The 18,885-nt window shown below is 65.3% G+C and carries 19 protein-coding genes; 13 read left to right on the plus strand and 6 right to left on the minus strand.

The window, feature by feature from the left end:
- Positions 1-64 precede the first annotated feature (64 nt).
- From Q6A47_RS08305 to Q6A47_RS08315, 3 genes are read left to right on the plus strand one after another with little or no spacing between them, the layout of a single operon-like run.
- Positions 65-1,342 carry a flavohemoglobin expression-modulating QEGLA motif protein gene (locus Q6A47_RS08305; protein WP_039575801.1) on the plus strand — a complete coding sequence of 426 codons (1,278 nt, stop codon included), beginning with the start codon at positions 65-67 and terminating at the stop codon, positions 1,340-1,342.
- Positions 1,314-2,237, plus strand: a complete 924-nt coding sequence (locus tag Q6A47_RS08310; protein WP_029613479.1) for an alpha/beta hydrolase — start codon at positions 1,314-1,316, stop codon at positions 2,235-2,237. Before Q6A47_RS08305 ends, Q6A47_RS08310 begins: the two co-directional genes overlap by 29 nt.
- Positions 2,234-2,560: a PA3694 family proteiin gene (locus tag Q6A47_RS08315; protein ID WP_029613480.1), complete on the plus strand. Its 327-nt coding sequence runs from the start codon at positions 2,234-2,236 to the stop codon at positions 2,558-2,560. The genes Q6A47_RS08310 and Q6A47_RS08315 overlap by 4 nt, the downstream gene beginning before the upstream one ends.
- 64 nt (positions 2,561-2,624) lie before the next feature.
- Here Q6A47_RS08315 and lptF read toward each other — a convergent pair whose 3' ends face one another.
- Together lptF and Q6A47_RS08325 are read right to left on the minus strand one after the other, a co-directional pair.
- Positions 2,625-3,407, minus strand: coding sequence for a lipotoxin F family OmpA-related lipoprotein LptF (gene lptF / locus Q6A47_RS08320; protein WP_029613481.1), 783 nt, complete (start codon positions 3,405-3,407; stop codon positions 2,625-2,627).
- A 51-nt stretch (positions 3,408-3,458) separates the two neighbouring features.
- Positions 3,459-3,872 (minus strand): DUF4398 domain-containing protein, encoded by a 414-nt coding sequence (locus Q6A47_RS08325; RefSeq protein ID WP_039575807.1) that lies wholly within the window; start codon positions 3,870-3,872, stop codon positions 3,459-3,461.
- 374 nt (positions 3,873-4,246) lie between these two features.
- Here Q6A47_RS08325 and ppc point away from each other — a divergent pair, with 374 nt between their 5' ends.
- From ppc to Q6A47_RS08360, 7 genes are all read left to right on the plus strand, one after another.
- Positions 4,247-6,874, plus strand: coding sequence for a phosphoenolpyruvate carboxylase (ppc, locus tag Q6A47_RS08330; RefSeq protein WP_304483929.1), 2,628 nt, complete (start codon positions 4,247-4,249; stop codon positions 6,872-6,874).
- A 259-nt stretch (positions 6,875-7,133) separates the two neighbouring features.
- The gene (gene adk, locus Q6A47_RS08335) at positions 7,134-7,784 is read left to right on the plus strand and encodes an adenylate kinase (protein ID WP_039575810.1); all 651 of its coding nucleotides are present in this window, start codon (positions 7,134-7,136) and stop codon (positions 7,782-7,784) included.
- 89 nt (positions 7,785-7,873) lie between these two features.
- Entirely contained in the window at positions 7,874-8,542 is a 669-nt protein-coding gene (gene tsaB, locus Q6A47_RS08340) for a tRNA (adenosine(37)-N6)-threonylcarbamoyltransferase complex dimerization subunit type 1 TsaB (RefSeq protein ID WP_295481292.1), read from the plus strand.
- Between the two features lie 129 nt (positions 8,543-8,671).
- A complete protein-coding gene (locus Q6A47_RS08345; RefSeq protein ID WP_304483932.1) occupies positions 8,672-8,962 on the plus strand; it encodes a hypothetical protein in 291 nt (96 codons plus the stop codon).
- Between the two features lie 3 nt (positions 8,963-8,965).
- Positions 8,966-9,835, plus strand: a complete 870-nt coding sequence (locus Q6A47_RS08350) for a DUF72 domain-containing protein (RefSeq protein ID WP_304483934.1) — start codon at positions 8,966-8,968, stop codon at positions 9,833-9,835.
- A gap of 31 nt (positions 9,836-9,866) precedes the next feature.
- Positions 9,867-10,697 carry an isocitrate lyase/PEP mutase family protein gene (locus Q6A47_RS08355; RefSeq protein WP_304483935.1) on the plus strand — a complete coding sequence of 277 codons (831 nt, stop codon included), beginning with the start codon at positions 9,867-9,869 and terminating at the stop codon, positions 10,695-10,697.
- Positions 10,698-10,702: 5 nt separating this feature from the next.
- Entirely contained in the window at positions 10,703-11,392 is a 690-nt protein-coding gene (locus Q6A47_RS08360) for an extensin-like domain-containing protein (protein WP_304483937.1), read from the plus strand.
- Position 11,393: 1 nt separating this feature from the next.
- On the opposite strand, the gene Q6A47_RS08365 is transcribed toward Q6A47_RS08360, so the two are convergent.
- Entirely contained in the window at positions 11,394-12,017 is a 624-nt protein-coding gene (locus Q6A47_RS08365) for an energy transducer TonB (protein WP_304483938.1), read from the minus strand.
- Between the two features lie 94 nt (positions 12,018-12,111).
- Between Q6A47_RS08365 and Q6A47_RS08370 the strand changes: the two genes are divergently transcribed.
- The gene (locus Q6A47_RS08370) at positions 12,112-12,900 is read left to right on the plus strand and encodes a class I SAM-dependent methyltransferase (protein WP_304483939.1); all 789 of its coding nucleotides are present in this window, start codon (positions 12,112-12,114) and stop codon (positions 12,898-12,900) included.
- A 28-nt stretch (positions 12,901-12,928) separates the two neighbouring features.
- On the opposite strand, the gene Q6A47_RS08375 is transcribed toward Q6A47_RS08370, so the two are convergent.
- On the minus strand, positions 12,929-13,564 hold the full coding sequence (locus Q6A47_RS08375; RefSeq protein ID WP_029613486.1) for a TetR/AcrR family transcriptional regulator: 636 nt from the start codon (positions 13,562-13,564) through the stop codon (positions 12,929-12,931).
- Positions 13,565-13,722: 158 nt separating this feature from the next.
- Between Q6A47_RS08375 and Q6A47_RS08380 the strand changes: the two genes are divergently transcribed.
- Together Q6A47_RS08380 and Q6A47_RS08385 are read left to right on the plus strand one after the other, a co-directional pair.
- Positions 13,723-14,820 (plus strand): efflux RND transporter periplasmic adaptor subunit, encoded by a 1,098-nt coding sequence (locus Q6A47_RS08380; protein ID WP_304483941.1) that lies wholly within the window; start codon positions 13,723-13,725, stop codon positions 14,818-14,820.
- A 6-nt stretch (positions 14,821-14,826) separates the two neighbouring features.
- Complete coding sequence (locus Q6A47_RS08385) at positions 14,827-17,889, plus strand: efflux RND transporter permease subunit (RefSeq protein WP_304483942.1); 3,063 nt, start codon at positions 14,827-14,829, stop codon at positions 17,887-17,889.
- Between the two features lie 36 nt (positions 17,890-17,925).
- Here Q6A47_RS08385 and Q6A47_RS08390 read toward each other — a convergent pair whose 3' ends face one another.
- Together Q6A47_RS08390 and Q6A47_RS08395 are read right to left on the minus strand one after the other, a co-directional pair.
- Complete coding sequence (locus Q6A47_RS08390) at positions 17,926-18,618, minus strand: pseudouridine synthase (RefSeq protein ID WP_116887674.1); 693 nt, start codon at positions 18,616-18,618, stop codon at positions 17,926-17,928.
- A 9-nt stretch (positions 18,619-18,627) separates the two neighbouring features.
- Positions 18,628-18,849, minus strand: a complete 222-nt coding sequence (locus tag Q6A47_RS08395) for a cysteine-rich CWC family protein (protein ID WP_039575835.1) — start codon at positions 18,847-18,849, stop codon at positions 18,628-18,630.
- Positions 18,850-18,885: the final 36 nt, after the last annotated feature.

Below are 18,885 nucleotides of genomic sequence, written 5' to 3' on the forward strand. Positions count from 1 at the left end.
CGTTCGCTATTGGCCTCAAGGCTATAGCCCGGCACGGCCAGCGTTTTTCAGAAAGGAGTTCCCGGTGGACGATTACCAACAGACCATCCGCGCGCTGTCCGACCGTATCGTCGCCGCCCAGACCCCGATAAGGGTGCTGGATGCGGTGAAGTGGGACGACGGCATCCGTCAGGGCTTCTACAAGACCAAGGGCAAGGAACCGCCGGCGGTGGATCGCGCCTACTATCAAAGCCGGCCGCTGTCGTTCGACTCCAGCGCGGTGAAAGCCGAATTCCAGAGCATCGAGCGCGACATCACCCGCCAGCTCGGCCAGTTCAACCCGGTCGGGCAGATCATGCGACGCATGTGCAAGGAGTACCGCATGGTGGTGCGCATGCTCGAAGCGCGCGGCACCGAGGACTTCGGCCTGATCTCCCAGGAGCTGTACGGCGCCGCGTCCGATGCCTTCCACGCGGGTGACCCGACCCTGGCCGACCTGGGGCTGATGCTTTCGGATTACCTGAACAACATCGACGGGCGGGGCGATCTCAAGGACGAGCCGAAGAACCTCACGGCCAAGGAAGCGGTGGAAATTCTCCAGCGTCGCCTGAACAAGGTGTTCGGCGAGGCGGAAGAAACCATCCGCGTGTTCGAGTCCGACGGTATCGTCGCCGATGCCGCGGCCGGTGCCGATTACATCAAGGTGCGCAGCGACGCCCTGTTCAACAGCCGGGACGTGCGGGCGCTGGAGGTGCATGAAGGGCTGGTGCATGTCGGCACCACCCTCAACGGCCTCAACCAGCCCATCTGCACTTTCCTCTCCAAAGGCCCGCCATCGTCCACCGTGACCCAGGAGGGCCTGGCCATTCTCATGGAGGTGATCGCCTTCGCCTCCTACCCCAGCCGCTTGCGCAAACTGACCAACCGTACCCGCGCCATCCACATGGTGGAGCAGGGCGCCGACTTCATGCAGGTCTACGCCTTTTTCCGCGACCAGGGCTTCGAAATGGCCGACAGCTACGGCAATGCCAGTCGCGTGTTCCGTGGTTCAGTGCCCAATGGCCTGCCATTCACCAAAGACTTGTCCTATCTCAAGGGCTTCATCATGGTCTACAACTACATTCAGTTGGCCGTGAGGAAGGGCAAGCTGGAGCAGATCCCGCTGCTGTTCTGCGGCAAGACCACGCTGGAAGACATGCGCACGTTGCGTCAATTGGTCGAAGAGGGCCTGGTGGCGCCACCGAAGTACCTTCCCGAGCAGTTCCGCGACCTCAACGCGCTGTCGGCCTGGATGTGTTTCTCCAACTTCCTCAACCACCTGAGCCTCGATCGCATTGAAGCCGACTACGCCAACATTCTCTGAGCGCTGCCGTACGCTGTTGCTGGGGCTCGGGCTGGTGTGCCTGGCCGGTTGCAGCAGTCTGCTGTTCTACCCCGAGCCCGGTCAGCCGTTCACGCCAGAGCGTGCGCAGTTGCAGTACCGCGACGTGACGCTGACGGCGCGCGATGGCACGCGCTTGCATGGTTGGTGGTTACCGGCCAAAGCCGGCGTCGCGGTCAAGGGCACGGTGCTGCACCTGCATGGCAACGGCGGCAACCTGGCCTGGCACCTGGGCGGTAGCTACTGGCTGCCCGAGCAGGGCTACCAGGTGCTGATGCTCGACTACCGGGGCTATGGCCTCTCCGCCGGCAAGCCAACGCTGCCGGCGGTGTACCAGGACATCGAAGCCGCCCTGGATTGGCTGGGGCAGGCGCCCGAGGTGCAAGGCAAGCCGCTGGTGTTGCTGGGCCAGAGCCTGGGAGGGGCCATGGCCATCCATTATCTGGCCGAACACCCCCAGCAACGCCAGCGCTTCAGCGCCCTTGTGTTCGACGGCGTACCGGCCAGCTACCGCGATGTCGGGCGCTTTGCCTTGAGCACCTCGTGGATGACCTGGCCGCTGCAGGTGCCGCTGTCCTGGCTGGTACCCGACGGCGACAGCGCGATCCGTTCCATCGAGCGACTGGACAGCCCACCGAAGCTGTTCTTCCACAGCATCGACGACAACCTGGTGCCGATGGCCAACGGCATCCGCCTGTACCAGCACGCACCGCCGCCGCGCGTGCTGCAACTGACCCGGGGCGATCATGTGCAGACTTTCGCCGACCCGACCTGGCGTCAGGTGATGCTGCGTTTTCTCGACGATCCCAGCCATTTCAACGGCCTGCGCCGATTGGCGGAAGTGCCGAACTACCCTGACGAGAACCACCCGCAATGAGTGAAGAACGCAACGCCATCCCGCTGATCCTGACCGGTGTAGGCACCATCATCGTCACCGTGGGGGCCTTGTGGTACTACGGTTACCTGCACTTCGCCAAGCCTGAAGACGCGCTGCTGCTGCAGGACTACACCATGCTCAAGACCATCCCGGGCGAAGACTACAAGGTATCGCTGGAGCCCTCGCCGCAATTGGCGCAGTGCGTCGACGGCGTGCTGGTGCTGTTCGATACCCAGCAGAAGGGCCTGACGGGCGTGCTGGTGGACAACCGCAAGCGGGCGATCCGCTGCATGGGTCAGGACACGCCGCAACAGGTGCAATAAAACCTGCAGGCATGAAAAAACCCGCCATCGAGGCGGGTTTTTTCATATTACCGAGCAGACGCTATCAACGGATGGTCGAACGCGGCGCTACCGGTTGGTTGTCGTTGGAGATGGTGACTTCCACGCGACGGTTCTGGGCACGGCCAGAATTGCTGGAGTTGTCCGCAACCGGATACTCCTTGCCGTAACCCTGGGCGACGATGCGCGCTGGGTCGATGCCGGCACGAACCAGCGCCATGCGCACGCTGTTGGCGCGACGCTCGGACAGGCTCTGGTTGTAGCTCTGCGAACCGACGCTGTCGGTGTAGCCTTCGACGATCACCTTACGCTCCGGGTTTTCCTGGAGGAAAGTGGCCAGGGTAGTGATGTTCGGCAGGGCGCTGCTCTTGAGCTCAGCCTTGTTGAAGTCGAACAGCACGTCGCCGAAGGTCACCAGGGTGCCGCGGTCGGTCTGCTTGGCGTTGAGCTTGTCCTGCAGAGCTTTGATCTGCGCGTCGCGGGCGTCCAGCTTGGCCTGGGCGCGCTGGGCGGCGGCGTTCTTCAGGTCAGCTTCGGCGGTACGCAGGGCGATGGTCTGCTTGGCCACTTCGACACGCTGGTTGGTCAGATAGGCCAGTTGGTCGACCTTCTTCTCGTCTTCGCGGTCCATGTAGGCCTTGTCGGCCTTGTTCAGCCAGTCCTGGGCGTCCTTGGTTTCCAGCGCCGCGACTTTGCTCGCCTGCGGATCGCTCTGCAGCGACGAGAAGTTGGTGCGAGCCGATTCCAGGTTGGCGTTCGGGTCGTGCGAGCACGCAGCCAGGCCAACGCTCAGGGCCAGAAGGGCGGGGATCATTACATAGTTGCGCATAGTGTTCATCCTTTGATCGATAACGAAGGCAGGTGGGCGGTCAGGCAGGCCTTACTGGGCGCTGCGCAGGCCTTCCTCACGCACGTCATTGACGCCTTGGCGGGCATCCTGCACGGCCTTCTGGGCCTTGGCTGCCTGGGCCTTGCGCTCGGCGACGCGGGCGTCCCACTCGGCCTGTTCGGCCAGGCGCTTGGCTTCGTCGTACTTCTTGTCATGCATGGCGATTTCAGCCTGCTTGAACTTGTCCTGCGCAGATTTCATCTCGACTGCGGCGTACTCGGTGCCGCCAGCGCTGACCGCAGAGTTCACGGCGGACTGGGTCACGGCGTACTGTTCGGTCGGCGGATTGCCAGCACAGCCGGCCAGGACCAGGCTGCTGCCCAGGGCCAGCGCGGCCAGTTTCAGCCCGCGCAGTGAGTTGGACGGGAAGTTTGCGGTGCGGGTCTTCATGGTGGTCAACTCCATTGGAACACTCCTGATAACGATGTCCGTGACAGTCCATCGCTCCCTGACATCACATAGGCTTGTGCCGGTGCACCAAACACCATGGGCGCAGGGTTTTTGCGTGATGGCTATTGGCTCCGACTTGAGCGATTCAAGAATAGTTCAGAAAAAACTTAGCTAGGCAACGCAACTTTTTCTGACTGATCGGTCAGCCCATATCAGCCTCTCTTAGAGGCTCATCGCTCCTGCCACGGCGCGGTCTGTGTTGAGAACCGCGGCAGGTTGCAATAGTTGCATTGGCGTGGCGTCGCTTGTCTTGACGGGCTGTCGTGGGCACTCTTGGCGGATCGACCGGGATGCTGGCGCGGGTTGACCGCGCGATCTAAGGAGAGCCAATGACCGATATCGATGTGCGCTTGCGTGAAGATGTCCACCTGCTGGGTGAGCTGCTCGGGGAAACCATTCGCCAGCAGCATGGCGAAGGTTTTTTGCAGAAGATCGAGGACATTCGCCACAGTGCCAAGGCCGATCGTCGCGGTGCGGGCGAGCAGTTGAGTTCGACCCTTGCCGATCTGGCCGATGACGACCTGTTGCCGGTGGCCCGCGCGTTCAACCAGTTCCTCAACCTGGCCAACATCGCCGAGCAGTACCAGTTGATCCATCGGCGCGGTGCCGAGCAGCAGGCGCCGTTCGAGGACCGTGCCTTGCCGGAACTGCTGGCACGGCTGCGCCAGGCCGGGCATGACGATCAGAGCCTGGCCCGGCAGTTGGCCGAACTGGACATCCAGTTGGTGCTGACGGCGCACCCCACCGAAGTGGCGCGGCGCACCTTGATCCAGAAGTACGATGCGATTGCCGCCCAACTCGCCGCCCAGGACCACCGCGACCTCACGCCCGCCGAGCGCCAGCAGATTCGCGAGCGGCTGAGCCGCCTCATCGCCGAGGCCTGGCATACCGAGGAGATCCGTCGCACCCGGCCCACCCCGGTGGATGAAGCCAAGTGGGGCTTTGCAGTGATCGAGCACTCGCTGTGGCAGGCCATTCCCAACCACCTGCGCAAGGTCGACCAGGCCTTGTTCGACGCCACCGGCCAGCGGCTGCCGCTGAGCGCCGCGCCGATCCGCTTCGCCTCATGGATGGGCGGTGACCGTGACGGCAACCCCAACGTCACCGCGCCTGTAACCCGTGAGGTGCTGCTGTTGGCGCGCTGGATGGCGGCTGACCTGTTCCTGCGCGACATCGATGCGCTGGCGGCGGATTTGTCCATGCAGCAGGCCAGCGCCGCGCTGCGTGAAGTGGTCGGTGACAGCGCCGAGCCCTATCGCGCGGTGCTCAAGCAACTGCGCGATCGCCTGCGCGCCACCCGCGCCTGGGCCCATGCCTCCTTGGCCGGGCCACAGCCTGCTTCGGCACAGGTGCTGGGCAACAACCGCGAACTGATCGAGCCCCTCGAGCGATGCCATCAGTCGCTGCATGACTGCGGCATGGGCGTGATCGCCGACGGCCCGCTGCTCGACTGTCTGCGCCGGGCGGTGACCTTTGGCCTGTTCCTGGTGCGCCTTGACGTGCGCCAGGACGCAGCCCGGCACCGCGATGCACTGTCGGAAATCACCGATTACCTGGGGCTGGGACGCTACGCCGACTGGGACGAAGAGCAGCGCATCGCCTTCCTGCAAGTCGAACTGGCCAATCGTCGACCCCTGCTGCCTGGCTATTTCCAGCCTGAGGCGGACACCGCCGAGGTGCTGGCGACCTGTCGCGAGATCGCGGCGGCGCCCGCTGCCTCGCTGGGCTCCTACGTGATTTCCATGGCCGGTGCGGCCTCCGATGTGTTGGCAGTGCAATTGCTGTTGAAGGAAGCCGGACTGACCCGGCCCATGCGCGTGGTGCCGCTGTTCGAGACCCTGGCCGATCTGGACAACGCCGGCCCGGTGATGGAGCGCCTGCTCGGTTTGCCCGGTTATCGCGACACGCTGCACGGTCCGCAGGAAGTGATGATCGGCTATTCCGACTCGGCCAAGGACGCCGGCACCACGGCGGCGGCCTGGGCGCAGTACCGCGCACAGGAAAACCTGGTACGGATCTGTCGTGAACATGAGGTCGAATTGCTGCTGTTCCATGGCCGCGGCGGCACCGTCGGGCGTGGCGGTGGTCCTGCCCACGCGGCGATCCTGTCGCAGCCCCCGGGCTCGGTGGCCGGACGCTTCCGGACCACCGAGCAGGGCGAAATGATCCGCTTCAAGTTCGGCCTGCCGGGCATCGCCGAACAGAACCTCAACCTGTATCTGGCGGCGGTGCTGGAGGCGACCTTGCTGCCGCCTCCGCCGCCGGAGCCCGCCTGGCGCGAGGTGATGGACCAGATGGCCGCCGACGGCGTGCAGGCCTACCGCGCGGTGGTGCGCGAGAACCCGGATTTCGTCGAGTATTTCCGGCAGTCCACGCCCGAGCAGGAACTGGGACGTCTGCCGTTGGGTAGCCGGCCTGCCAAGCGCCGCGCCGGGGGCATCGAGAGTCTGCGGGCGATCCCGTGGATCTTCGGCTGGACCCAGACACGGCTGATGCTGCCGGCCTGGCTGGGCTGGGAAAGCGCATTGAGCAACGCACTGGCCCGGGGGCAGGGTGACCTGCTGACGCAGATGCGTGCGCAGTGGCCGTTCTTCCGCACGCGTATCGACATGCTGGAGATGGTCTTGGCCAAGGCCGACGCGGAAATCGCCAAAGCCTACGACGAACGTCTGGTGCAACCGCAACTGCTGGCGTTGGGGTCGCATCTGCGCGACCTATTGTCGCAGTCGTGCCAGGTGGTGCTGAGCCTTACCGGTCAGCCGGTGCTACTGGCCCACAGTCCCGAGACCCTGGAATTTATCAGCCTGCGCAATACCTACCTCGACCCGCTGCATCGCCTGCAGGCGGAACTGCTGGCCCGCTCGCGGGTGCGCGAAGCCGCTCTGGATAGCCCATTGGAGCAGGCCCTGCTGGTCACCGTGGCCGGCATTGCGGCGGGTTTGCGCAACACCGGCTGAGGTGCCGAGGCACCGTCGAATGCGCGCAAGCGACGGTGTCCTGCAAGGCGGTGCGGGGTGCGGTTGCGAGGGGCGCAACCCGCACTGAAAAGGGGCGTGGCACGCCGGTCCGTGCCACTTTCGCACGCTTGTCTGGCTGACGGGCGCTGTGTATCTTGAGCAGCCTTTTGACCGATTTTCCGGTCTATCCGATTTTCCGGACTTGGCCCTGAACCGCCGAATCCACTGTTTTGCTATAAAAAAATATGAGGAGCACAAGATGCGCGTAATTCTGCTGGGAGCTCCCGGGGCCGGTAAAGGTACTCAGGCAAAGTTCATCACCGAAAAGTTCGGTATTCCGCAAATCTCCACGGGCGACATGCTGCGTGCCGCGGTCAAGGCCGGTACCCCGCTGGGCCTGGAGTTGAAGAAAGTCATGGATGCCGGTCAACTGGTCTCCGACGAACTCATCATCGGTCTGGTCAAGGAGCGCATTGCTCAGCCAGATTGCAAAAATGGCTGCCTGTTCGATGGCTTCCCACGGACCATCCCGCAGGCTGAAGCCATGGTCGCGGCAGGCGTGGACATCGATGCCGTGGTGGAAATCGCCGTGGACGACGAAGAGATCGTCGGGCGCATGGCCGGTCGCCGCGTTCACCTGGCCTCGGGTCGCACCTACCACATCCAGTACAACCCGCCGAAGGTCGAGGGCAAGGACGACGTCACTGGCGAGGAGCTGATCCAGCGCGACGACGACAAGGAAGAGACCGTGCGTCATCGCCTGTCGGTCTATCACACCCAGACCAAACCGCTGGTGGACTTCTATCAGAAGCTGTCCGCCGCGAATGACGGCAAGCCCAAGTACGCCCATATCGCAGGTGTCGGCTCGGTCGAGTCGATCACCGCCAAGGTACTGCAAGCCCTGAGCTGATCGTCCCTTGCAGTGCACCACGGCCCGCTTGCGGGCCGTAGTCGTTTATACTGCCGGCCTTTTCCCTTTCGCCTTTGGATACACGTTCGATGACCACCCTGCTGGCCCTGGATACCGCCACCGAAGCCTGTTCCGTCGCCCTGCTGCATGACGGCCAGGTGACCAGCCACTACGAGGTGATTCCGCGCCAGCATGCGCAGAAGCTGCTGCCGATGATCAAGCAATTACTGGCTGACGCCGGGGTGGCCCTGAACGCGGTGGACGCCATCGCCTTCGGTCGCGGGCCGGGCGCCTTCACCGGCGTGCGCATCGCCATTGGCGTGGTCCAAGGCCTGGCATTCGCCCTGCAGCGTCCGGTGCTGCCGGTGTCCAACCTGGCGGCGCTGGCCCAGGGCGCATTGCGTCAGCACGGCGTGCAGCAGGTGGCGGCGGCCATCGATGCGCGTATGGACGAGGTGTACTGGGGCTGCTATCAGGCCCAGGGGGACGAAATGCGTCTGCTGGCACCGGAGCGCGTGATTGCCCCTGAACAGGTGGTGTTGCCTCAGGGCGGTCAGTGGTTTGGCGCCGGCACCGGCTGGGGCTACGGCGAGCGACTGGCGGTTCAGGTGGCCAGCCACGACGCCCAGGCCTTGCCCCATGCCCAGGACATCCTCAGCCTCGCCGCGCATGCCTGGGCGCGCGGCGAAGCGGTGGCCGCCGACCAGGCGCAGCCGGTGTATCTGCGCGACAACGTGGCCACACCAAAGGCGCGCTGAGTGCAGTTCGTCGGCTATTGCGGTTCGAGATAAACATTTGGCAAAAACTGTGGTCCAGTTATCACGGCCGCGTTGGTGATGGATGCCGGATGCTGCTAGATTGCCATTACTGTTTCTGAGTATGCCCTCATGCGCATCGACGGATTCTCCTCACAGCCGTACCCGGTCAAGCGCCCCCCGCGCAAGGGACCGGTGCGCGACGAGTCGATCGAAGACGCGCAGCTCGTCGAGGACGACGATGAAGCGGTGCAGGTCGCCCGCGCCCAGCGCCGCAGCGCCGGCCTGCCGGCCCGTCAACAGGACATGATCTTCCCTCGGGCGCGTGATCGTCGCACCGCGACCGCCTTGGCCAGCTACCTGAGCACCGCTGGCTTCAGCGACTGGGAGTTGGAAGTGCTGGGGCTTGACCTGTACATTTGAGCGATGAGCCCATCGCCACCGCCTTACCACCTCGGATGCCCGTCCTGGAGCGAAAACGCCTGGCGCGAGTACCTCTATCCCGTCGATTCGCGATCACCGCAGTTCCTGGGGCTGTACTGCCAGGTGTTCAACGCCGTCGAGGGTAACACCACCTTCTATGCCCGCCCTGCACCCGCCACGGTCGAGCGCTGGGCGCAGTCGATGCCTGCAGGCTTCCGCTTCACCGCCAAGTTTCCCCGCGAGGTCAGCCACTGCGACGATCTGCGTCAGCAACTGGACTCGGCCGCCGACTTCACTCGCCTGTTGGCGCCGCTGGGCGAACGGGTATCGCCTTACTGGCTGCAACTGCCGGCATCCTTCGGGCCGGGACGTCTGGCCGAACTGAGCCAGTTCCTCGACGACATCGGCGTGCCCGTGGCGGTGGAGGTGCGCAACGATGCGTTTTTCGCCCGAGGCGACGAAGAACGGCTGCTTAACCGGCTGTTGCACGCGCGCGGGGTGGAGCGTATCTGCCTGGATTCGCGGGCATTGTTCAGTTGCACGTCGCGCTCGCCCGAGGTGCTGCACGCGCAGTCGAAGAAACCCAAGGTGCCGCCTCGGCCCGCAGCGTTCAGTCAGCATCCGCAGGTGCGCTTCATTGGTCATCCCGAACTGGACGCCAACGATCCATTCCTCACGCCTTGGGTGGACAAGATCGCCGAATGGATCGAGCAAGGGCGCTGCCCGTACATGTTCCTGCACACCGCCGACAACCGCCTGGCCGCCGCCCTGGCGCAGCGTTTTCACCAGCGTTTGATGACGCGCCTGCCGGGCCTGGCCGCATTACCGGAATTGCCTCGTGCGCCTGAGGTCGAACAACTGGGACTGCTCTGACACCCCCTTTGACCCTCCCGGAGACGTGATCATGGATGTGCAAATCCTGCGAGCCGAAGCCTTCAAGGCGCTGCACGCGCGCGATGGTGCTTTCGTCATCGCCAATCCCTGGGATGCGGGCTCGGCACGGATGCTGGCGGCGCTCGGCTTCGAGGCCCTGGCCACCACCAGTGCGGGGCTGGCCTTCAGCCTGGGACGGCCGGATGCCGAAGGTGCCCTAGGCCTGGACGAAGTGCTCGACAACGCCAGGGGTATTGTCGACGCCACCGCGTTGCCCGTCTCCGCCGACCTGGAGAACGGCTTCGGCGACGCGCCGCAGGACTGCGCCAACGCCATTCTGCGCGCCGCTGAAGTGGGCCTGGTGGGCGCTTCGATCGAAGACGCCAGCGGCCGGGACGAGGCGCCGATCTACGAGTTCGCTCTGTCGTTGGAACGGGTGCGCGCGGCGGTCCAGGCCGCGCGCAGCTTGCCGTTTGCTTTCACGCTATGTGCCCGCGCCGAGAACCTGCTGCACGGGCGCATGGACCTCGATGACACCATTGGCCGTCTGCAGGCGTACGCCGAGGCCGGGGCCGATGTGGTGTACGCACCGGGACTGCGCAGCGTCGAGGAAATTCGTGCGGTGGTGCAGGCAGTGGCGCCGACGCCGGTGAACGTACTCATGGGGCTGGCGGGAGTACCGCTGGGCGTCAATCAGTTGCAGGACCTGGGCGTGCGTCGCATCAGCGTCGGTTCGTCGCTGGCGCGTGCGGCGCTGGGCGCCTTCCAGCGGGCGGCGCTGGAGATTCGTGATCAGGGCACGTTCAGCTACGCCGACCAGGCGATGCCGTTCGACGCGCTCAACGACTTGCTGCGCCGCTGACTCGCGTGCGTCTGATCGCGCTGCTGCTCGGCGCCCTGTTGCTGGTCGGCGCGCAGGCTTGGTATCTAGGCTGGCGGCCACCGGCGCCGTGGAATCCCTGGGCGCCGCTGGATGTGCGGCAGCCGCCGAACCTGCTGACCGCCTGGAAACTCTCGCGTCTGCGCGATGACCCGGCGCTTTGCCGTCAAGCGCTGGAAACCTCTGCGCTGCGTTATCGGGCGCAGGCCGACAGCCCGGCCTCAGCCGATTGTCCTTTGCGCAATGTCTGGCGTGTGGAAAGCGGTGAGGCACGCTTGAGCAGCAGTTTCATCGCCAGTTGCCCGCTGGCAGTGGCCTATGCGCTGTTCGAGATCCACGGTCTGCAGCCGGCCGCGCAGCGGGTGTTCGGGCAGCCGGTCACGCAGGTGGACCACCTGGGTAGTTTCGCTTGCCGCAATGTGTACCACCGGGCACAAGGAAGGCTCAGTCAGCACGCCACGGCAAACGCCCTGGACATCAGCGGCTTTCGTTTGAGAGATGGCCAGCGCATCGTGCTGGCGCGCGACTGGCAAGCGGGCGGAGCCAAGGCGCAGTTTCTGCGCGAGGTGCGCGATGCGGCGTGCGCCAGGTTCAGTGGCGTACTAGGGCCGGACTACAACGCCGCCCACGCCAATCACTTCCATGTGGACATGGGACGCTGGCAGGTCTGTCGCTGATTCAGGCGTAGGCGCGCACGTTATTCAGCACCACCGGTCGCGCCCAGTGGGTATCGAATTCCAGCGCGTTCTGCTGCTGGGCCAGGGTGGACGCGTCGAAGGGTTCTGCTGCGGGCTCGAGCAACTGCGGCTCCAGCTCGGCGATCGGCAGGTGCAGCGGGCGCGGTGAGGGCGCAGGGCCTGGGGCGGGAAGGGGATGGCCCTGGCTCATCACCCGTGGCCGCAGCCAACTGCCGTCGAGGTCGAGCTGGCGCTGCTGCTCGATCAGTTCGCTGGCGCTGAACGGCTCCGGCGCAGGCGGCAGCAGGTTGGCCTCCAGCTCCGCCTTGGGCAGGAACAGCGGCTCGGGCGGACGCACTTCGTGCTCTTGCACGGGCAGCGCACGCTGGATTTCGATCAAGGCCAAGGCCTTGGCACCGCCCAGGGGTTCGCCGCTATCGTGGTCGTACTGGCGGGTCAGCGCCTGGCTGAAGCTGTCCTGCTCTTCCTCGGAGCGCTCGGCCACGGCGCGGGCGAAGAAGTCCTGCCACAGGTGGCTGACGCCGCCCAGGGCTTGGGAATTCTGCCGACCGTAGTTGCCGACAGGCGACAAGTAGGTCAAACCGATGGGAAGAGTTTCTGACATGGCGAGTCGCGCGCGTTGTGCTCTGGCAGAATAGCGGATAGAGCTTCTATCGGCCGTGGCCGGGTTTTCATTAATTGTTTCGAGTGCAGGTGGCATGGCAGAGCAAGCGCAGGGCGCAGGTATCAGGGTCGAGGCAATGTCGGCGCCGTTTCACAGTCAGGCGCAGGCGTGGTCGCAGCGCCTGGGCCTGCCGTTGGTGGATGACGCGGCGGCGTTCGCCCTGCAGGTCGGTGCCGAGGGGCTGCAGTTGCAGCAATTAGGGCCGCAGGCACCGGGCGCGGTGCGCGTGGACTTCGTCGACGGTCAGGCAGCCCACCGCCGGCTGTTCGGCGGTGGCAGCGGGCAGATGATCGCCAAGGCGGTGGGCATCGCTCAGGGTGTGCGGCCGCGGGTGCTGGATGCCACGGCCGGTTTGGGCAAGGATGCCTTCGTGCTGGCCAGCCTGGGCTGCCAGATGACGCTGATCGAGCGCCAGCCGCTGATCGCAGCATTGCTCGAAGATGGTCTGGCACGAGGGCGTTCGGACGCTGAAGTGGCGTCGATCATCGAACGCATGCACCTGCTGACGGGTAACGCCATCGCGCACATGGGCGGATGGCAGGGCGAGGCGCCGCAGGTGATCTACCTCGACCCGATGTTCCCTCATCGTGACAAGAGCGCCTTGGTGAAGAAGGAAATGCGCGTGTTCCGTCCCTTGGTCGGCGACGACCTGGACGCTCCGGCGCTGCTCGAAGCGGCCCTTGCACTGGCGAGCCATCGCGTAGTGGTCAAGCGTCCGCGCAAGGCGCCGATCATCGACGGACCCAAGCCGAGTCACAGCCTGGAAGGCAAGTCCAGCCGCTATGACATCTACCCCAAGAAGGCGCTCAAGCCTCAGGCTTGATTCGACCGTGAAGCAGGGCGCGAACCGTTCAGGGCTCGCGCCGATACGCACGCATGAACAGCGCCACCACCTCGCGCAGATGCACCTCGGCCTCTTCGCCGGCCAAGGGCGGCGCGCAACCGAGCAGCAAGCGGTAGTCCGGCGCCCCCTTGACCAGGCAGAAGAAGTGCTCCGCCGCCCTGTCGGGGCGGTCGATGGCCAGCATCGACCGTGCATCGACCTCCCGCAGCAACCCTTCCATGCCAGCCAGTACCCGCCTGGGCCCTGCCTCGTAGAAAAACTGCCCCAGTCGAGGGTCTTGGTTACCCAAGGCCATGATCAGCCGTGTCAGCTTGACCGATTCGTCATTACTGATCAGCGCCTGGAAACCACGGGCTATGCTCAGCAAGACGTCTTCGAGGGAGGCGCCCTCAGGCAGCTCGAAGATCAGGTCAGGCAGTTGCGTCTGGCAAGTCGCCATGACCGCCGTGCCGAACAGCGTCTGTTTGTCGTTGAAGTGGCTGTAGACCGTGAGTTTTGAAACACCTGCCGCCGCAGCGACCGCATCCATGCTGGTGTTGGCGTAGCCAAGGCTGAGGAACAGCGACTTGGCGGCTTCGAGGATGGCGTCGCGCTTGGCGAGATCCTTGGGCCGGCCAGGGCCTGTGGGTGCGTCGATGGGCATTGCAGTCCTTGTTTGTCCGAGGTGGCGCTCATCTTACCGGGTCATGCGGTCAATACGATTTTTCTCTAGGGCAACGGCTTCCCCGGTTCGGTTCCCTGACTTAATATACCCGCCAGTTCAATTATTAGAAGCGTCCCCTGCCAGGAAGGTCCGTCATCATGTTGCGTCACGCCTCGCCTCTGTTGTCGCTCGCTTGTGTCCTGCTGCTCACTGCCTGTGGCGCGGAGGTCGCGACGCCCGTCGCCCCGCGTCCGGCGCTGGTGATTCAGCCCCAGCCTGCCGTTGCCGCTGCCGACAGCTACCCAGGAGAAGTGCGCGCCCGCTTCGAACCGGCGCTGGCGTTTCGCATTGCCGGCAAGGTGAGCAAGCGCCTGGTGGAGGAGGGGCAACGGGTCAAGGCCGACCAGCCACTGGCTGAGCTGGACCCGCAAGACGTGCGCCTGCAACTGGATGCGAGCCGTGCCCAGTTGGCAGCGGCCGAGGCCAACCTGGCGCTGGTCCGTGCCGAGCGCGATCGCTATCAGCGCCTGATCGACCGGCAGATGGTCAGCCGCTCCCAGTACGACAACGCCGAGAACCTCTACCGGGCCGGGCTCGCTCGCCTGAAGCAGGCCAAGGCCGAGGTCGAGGTGGCCGGTAACCAGGCCGCCTACGCAGTGCTGCGTGCGCCGCAGGACGGGGTGATCGCCCAGCGTCTGGTCGAGGTCGGCCAGGTGGTGGCGCCGGGGCAGACGGTCTTCACCCTGGCTGCCGATGGCGAGCGGGAAGTGGCCATCGGCTTGCCGGAGCAGCAGTTCGCCCGTTTCGCCGTCGGCCAGCCGGTCAGCGTCGAGCTGTGGTCGCAGCCCGGCCAACGCTTCGTTGGCCGCATTCGCGAGCTGTCGCCAGCGGCCGATCCACGCTCGCGTACATTCGCCGCGCGGGTGGCGTTCGCCTCCACCTCGATCCCCGCGCAGTTGGGGCAGAGCGCCAAGGTGTACATCGCCGGAGCCGAGCGCTCGCCGCTGTCGGTGCCGCTCTCGGCCGTCACTGCCGAACAGGGGCAGGCCTATGTCTGGCGGGTCGGTCGCGACCATCGGGTGCAACGCGCGCCGGTGCGCATCGGGCCTTATGGCGCCGAGAGCGTGCCGGTGCTGGCCGGGCTCGACGCGGGTGACTGGGTGGTTGCCGCCGGCGGTCATGTGTTGCGCGAGGGCCAGGAGGTAAGGCCGGTGGATCGCAGCAACCGAGGGGTAGACCTGGCGGCCAAGGAGTAAGTCGCGATGGGGTTCAATCTTTCCGCCTGGGCGTTGCGCAATCGCCAGATCGTCCTGTTCCTGATGATTCTGCTCGCAGCCATCGGTGCTGTGTCCTACACCAAGCTGGGACAGAGCGAGGATCCGCCCTTCACCTTCAAGGCCATGGTCATTCGCACCCTCTGGCCGGGCGCTACCGCCGAAGAAGTGGCCCGACAGGTCACCGAGCGCATCGAGAAGAAGCTGATGGAGACCGGCGAGTACGACAAAATCATCTCGTCCTCGCGCCCCGGTGAATCCCAGGTCACCTTCATGGCCCGTGACTCGCTGCATTCGGCCGACATCCCGGCGCTGTGGTATCAGGTCCGCAAGAAGATCGCGGACATCCGCCACACCTTGCCGCCCGAGGTTCAGGGACCGTTCTTCAACGACGAGTTCGGTACCACCTTCGGCAACATCTATGCGCTCAGTGGCGAGGGCTTCGACTACGCCGTGCTCAAGGACTATGCCGATCGCATCCAGATCCAGTTGCAGCGGGTCAAGGACGTGGGCAAGGTCGAATTGCTCGGCTTGCAGGACGAAAAGATCTGGATCGAGCTGTCCAACACCAAGCTGGCCACTCTGGGCCTGTCGCTGGCTGCCGTGCAACAGGCACTTCAGGAGCAGAACGCGGTGAGCACCGCAGGCTTCTTCGAAACGCCCAGCGAGCGTCTGCAACTGCGGGTCAGCGGGCGCTTCGACAGTGTCGAGCAGATCCGCCAGTTCCCCCTGCGGGTGGGCGAGCGCACGCTGCGCATCGGCGACGTGGCCGACGTGCACCGGGGGTTCAACGACCCGCCCGCACCGCGCATGCGCTTCATGGGCGAGAATGCCATCGGCCTGGCGGTATCGATGAAGGACGGCGGCGACATTTTGGTGCTGGGCAAGGCGTTGCAGGCCGAGTTCACCCGGCTGGCGCAGAACCTGCCGCTGGGCATGGAGTTGCGCAAGGTCTCGGACCAGCCCGCAGCGGTCAAGGCCGGGGTCGGCGAATTCGTCCAAGTGCTGGTCGAGGCGTTGGTCATCGTCCTGCTGGTCAGCTTCTTCTCCCTGGGCCTGCGCACCGGCCTGGTGGTGGCACTGGCCATTCCGCTGGTGCTGGCGATGACCTTCGCCACCATGCACTACCTCGGCATCGGCTTGCACAAGATATCCCTGGGCGCGCTGGTGCTGGCCTTGGGCCTGCTGGTGGATGACGCGATCATCGCGGTGGAGATGATGGCGATCAAGATGGAGCAGGGCTTCGACCGGCTTAAGGCGGCCAGCTACGCGTGGTCCAGCACAGCCTTCCCGATGCTCACCGGCACCCTGATCACCGCAGCGGGGTTCTTGCCCATCGCCACCGCAGCCTCGAGCACCGGCGAGTACACCCGCTCGATCTTCCAGGTCGTGACCATCGCACTGCTGACTTCATGGATCGTCGCCGTGCTGTTCGTGCCCTACCTGGGTGACCGGCTGCTGCCGGACCTGGCCAAGCGGCATGCCGCACGGGGCGCTCAGCACGGTCCCGACCCCTACGCCACACCGTTCTATCGGCGCGTACGGGCGGTGGTGCAGTGGTGCGTACGCCGGCGCAAGACGGTGATCCTGCTGACCCTGGCGGCGTTCGTCGGCAGCCTGCTGTTGTTCCGCTTCGTGCCGCAGCAGTTCTTCCCGGCCTCCGCGCGCCCGGAACTGATGATCGACCTGAAGCTGGCCGAAGGCGCTTCGCTGGCCAACACCACCGAACAGGTCGAGCGCCTGGAGGCACTGCTCAAGCAGCAGCCGGGCATCGACAACTACGTGGCCTACGTCGGTACCGGCTCGCCGCGCTACTACCTGCCGCTGGACCAGCAATTGCCGGCCACCAGCTTTGCCCAGTTCGTGGTGCTGGCCAAGTCGCTCGAGGACCGCGAGGTGCTGCGCCGCTGGGCCATCGCCACGCTCGACGACGAGTTCCCGCAGTTGCGCTGGCGCGTCACGCGGCTGGAGAACGGCCCGCCGGTGGGCTACCCGGTGCAGTTCCGGGTGACCGGCGAGCACATCGACCAGGTGCGCGCCCTGGCCCGCGAAGTGGCGGCCAAGGTGCGCGACAACCCGCACCTGGTCAACGTGCACCTGGACTGGGAGGAGCCGAGCAAAGCGGTGTTCCTGGCGATCGACCAGGACCGCGCCCGCGCCCTGGGCGTGAGCACCGCGCAGTTGTCCAGCTTCCTGCAGAGTGCCTTGAGCGGCAGCACGGTGAGCCAGTACCGCGAAGACAACGAACTGATCGAGATCCTGGTGCGCGGCACCGCCGAGACGCGTCGCGATCTGGGTAGCCTGTCCAGCCTCGCGGTGCCCACCGACAACGGCCGCAGCGTGGCGCTGTCACAGATCGCCACCTTGGAATATGGCTTCGAAGAGGGCGTGATCTGGCACCGCAATCGCCTGCCGACGGTCACCGTGCGCGGTGACATCTATGGTAAGGAGCAGCCCGACAGCCTGGTCCGGCAGATTCTGCCGACCTTGCAGTCAGTACGTGAGCACCTGCCGGACGGCTACCTGCTGGAGGTCGGCGGTACGGTCGAGGACGCCGAGCGCGGCCAGCGTTCGGTGAATGCCGGCATGCCGTTGTTCATCGTGGTGGTGCTGACCCTGCTGATGGTCCAGCTGCGCAGTTTCTCGCGTACGCTGATGGTGTTCCTCACCGCGCCCTTGGGGCTGATCGGCGTGACCCTGTTCCTGCTGGTGTTCCGCCAGCCGTTCGGTTTCGTGGCGATGCTCGGCACCATCGCGCTGGCCGGCATGATCATGCGCAACTCGGTGATCCTGGTGGACCAGATCGAGCAGGACATCGCTGCCGGCCTGGACCGCTGGCAGGCGATCATCGAGGCCACCGTACGTCGGTTCCGGCCCATCGTGCTGACGGCGCTGGCAGCGGTGCTGGCGATGATCCCGCTGTCGCGCAGCGTGTTCTACGGGCCGATGGCCGTGGCGATCATGGGCGGGCTGATCGTCGCCACGGCGCTGACGTTGCTGTTCCTGCCGGCGTTGTATGCCGCGTGGTTCAGGGTCAAGAAAGGCGACTGAGCGTGATGCCGCTTGAAGGGGATCGATGCAGTCGGCTCACACCGCCGCGATCTCATCGGCGGTCAGCAGTCTGAAAGCACCAGGCGCCAGGTCCGGGTCCAGCGTGATCGGGCCCATGCGCTCTCGGTGCAGGGCGATCACCTTGTTGTCGAAGTGGCCGAACATGCGCTTGACCTGGTGATAGCGCCCTTCGACGATCGCCAGTCGTGCGTTGCGCGGGCCGAGGATCTCGAGCTGGGCGGGCAGGGTGGTGAGGTCTTCGAACGCGAAGTACAGGCCGGCGCGGAAAGTCTCGATGTAGTGCGCGCCGATCTCGTCTTCGGTCTGCACGTGGTAGACCTTGGGCAGCTTGGTCTGCGGTTGGGTCAGGCGTCGCGACCACTGCCCGTCGTTGGTCAACAGCATCAGGCCGGTGGTGTTGTAGTCCAGGCGCCCGGCGATGTGCAGGTCGTCACGCAGTGGCGGGGGCAGTAACTCCAGCACGGTGGGGTGTTGCGGATCGCGTGTGGCGCTGACGCACCCGGCGGGCTTGTTGAGCATCAGGTAACGCGCTGCGCGTCCCGCCTGCAAGACCTGCTCGGCCACTTCGACCTGGCTGAATTCGCGCACTTCATGGCGCGGATCGGTGACCGTCAGGCCGTCCACGCGCACGCTGCGTTGCGCCAGCAGGACACGCACCTGTTGGCGGTTGTACTGGGGAAAGTTGGCCAGAAACCGGTCCACGCGCATGGCGGGCGCTCAGTCGTGTTGCCGCGTGGCCGCGGCCTTGAGTTGCTCATCCACCGCGGCGCAGCGCGGGCACAGGCAGGATCGGTTGCGCAGCTCGGCGGGCAGGGCTTGGAGCAGCGCAGGATCGATGCTGACGCTGTAGCACCAGCAGGCCTGGGTGGCGCTGCGGGGGTCGGCCAGTGCGCACTGGTTGGCGGCGCCACAGGCGGGGCAGCGTTGAGGGTCGTGCATGAGCGGGTCCGCAAAGTCATGTCTGGGGGCAGGCAG

Origin of the sequence: Pseudomonas boreofloridensis (assembly GCF_030580795.1) — a bacterium.
GTDB classification, from domain to species: Bacteria; Pseudomonadota; Gammaproteobacteria; order Pseudomonadales; family Pseudomonadaceae; genus Aquipseudomonas; species Aquipseudomonas boreofloridensis.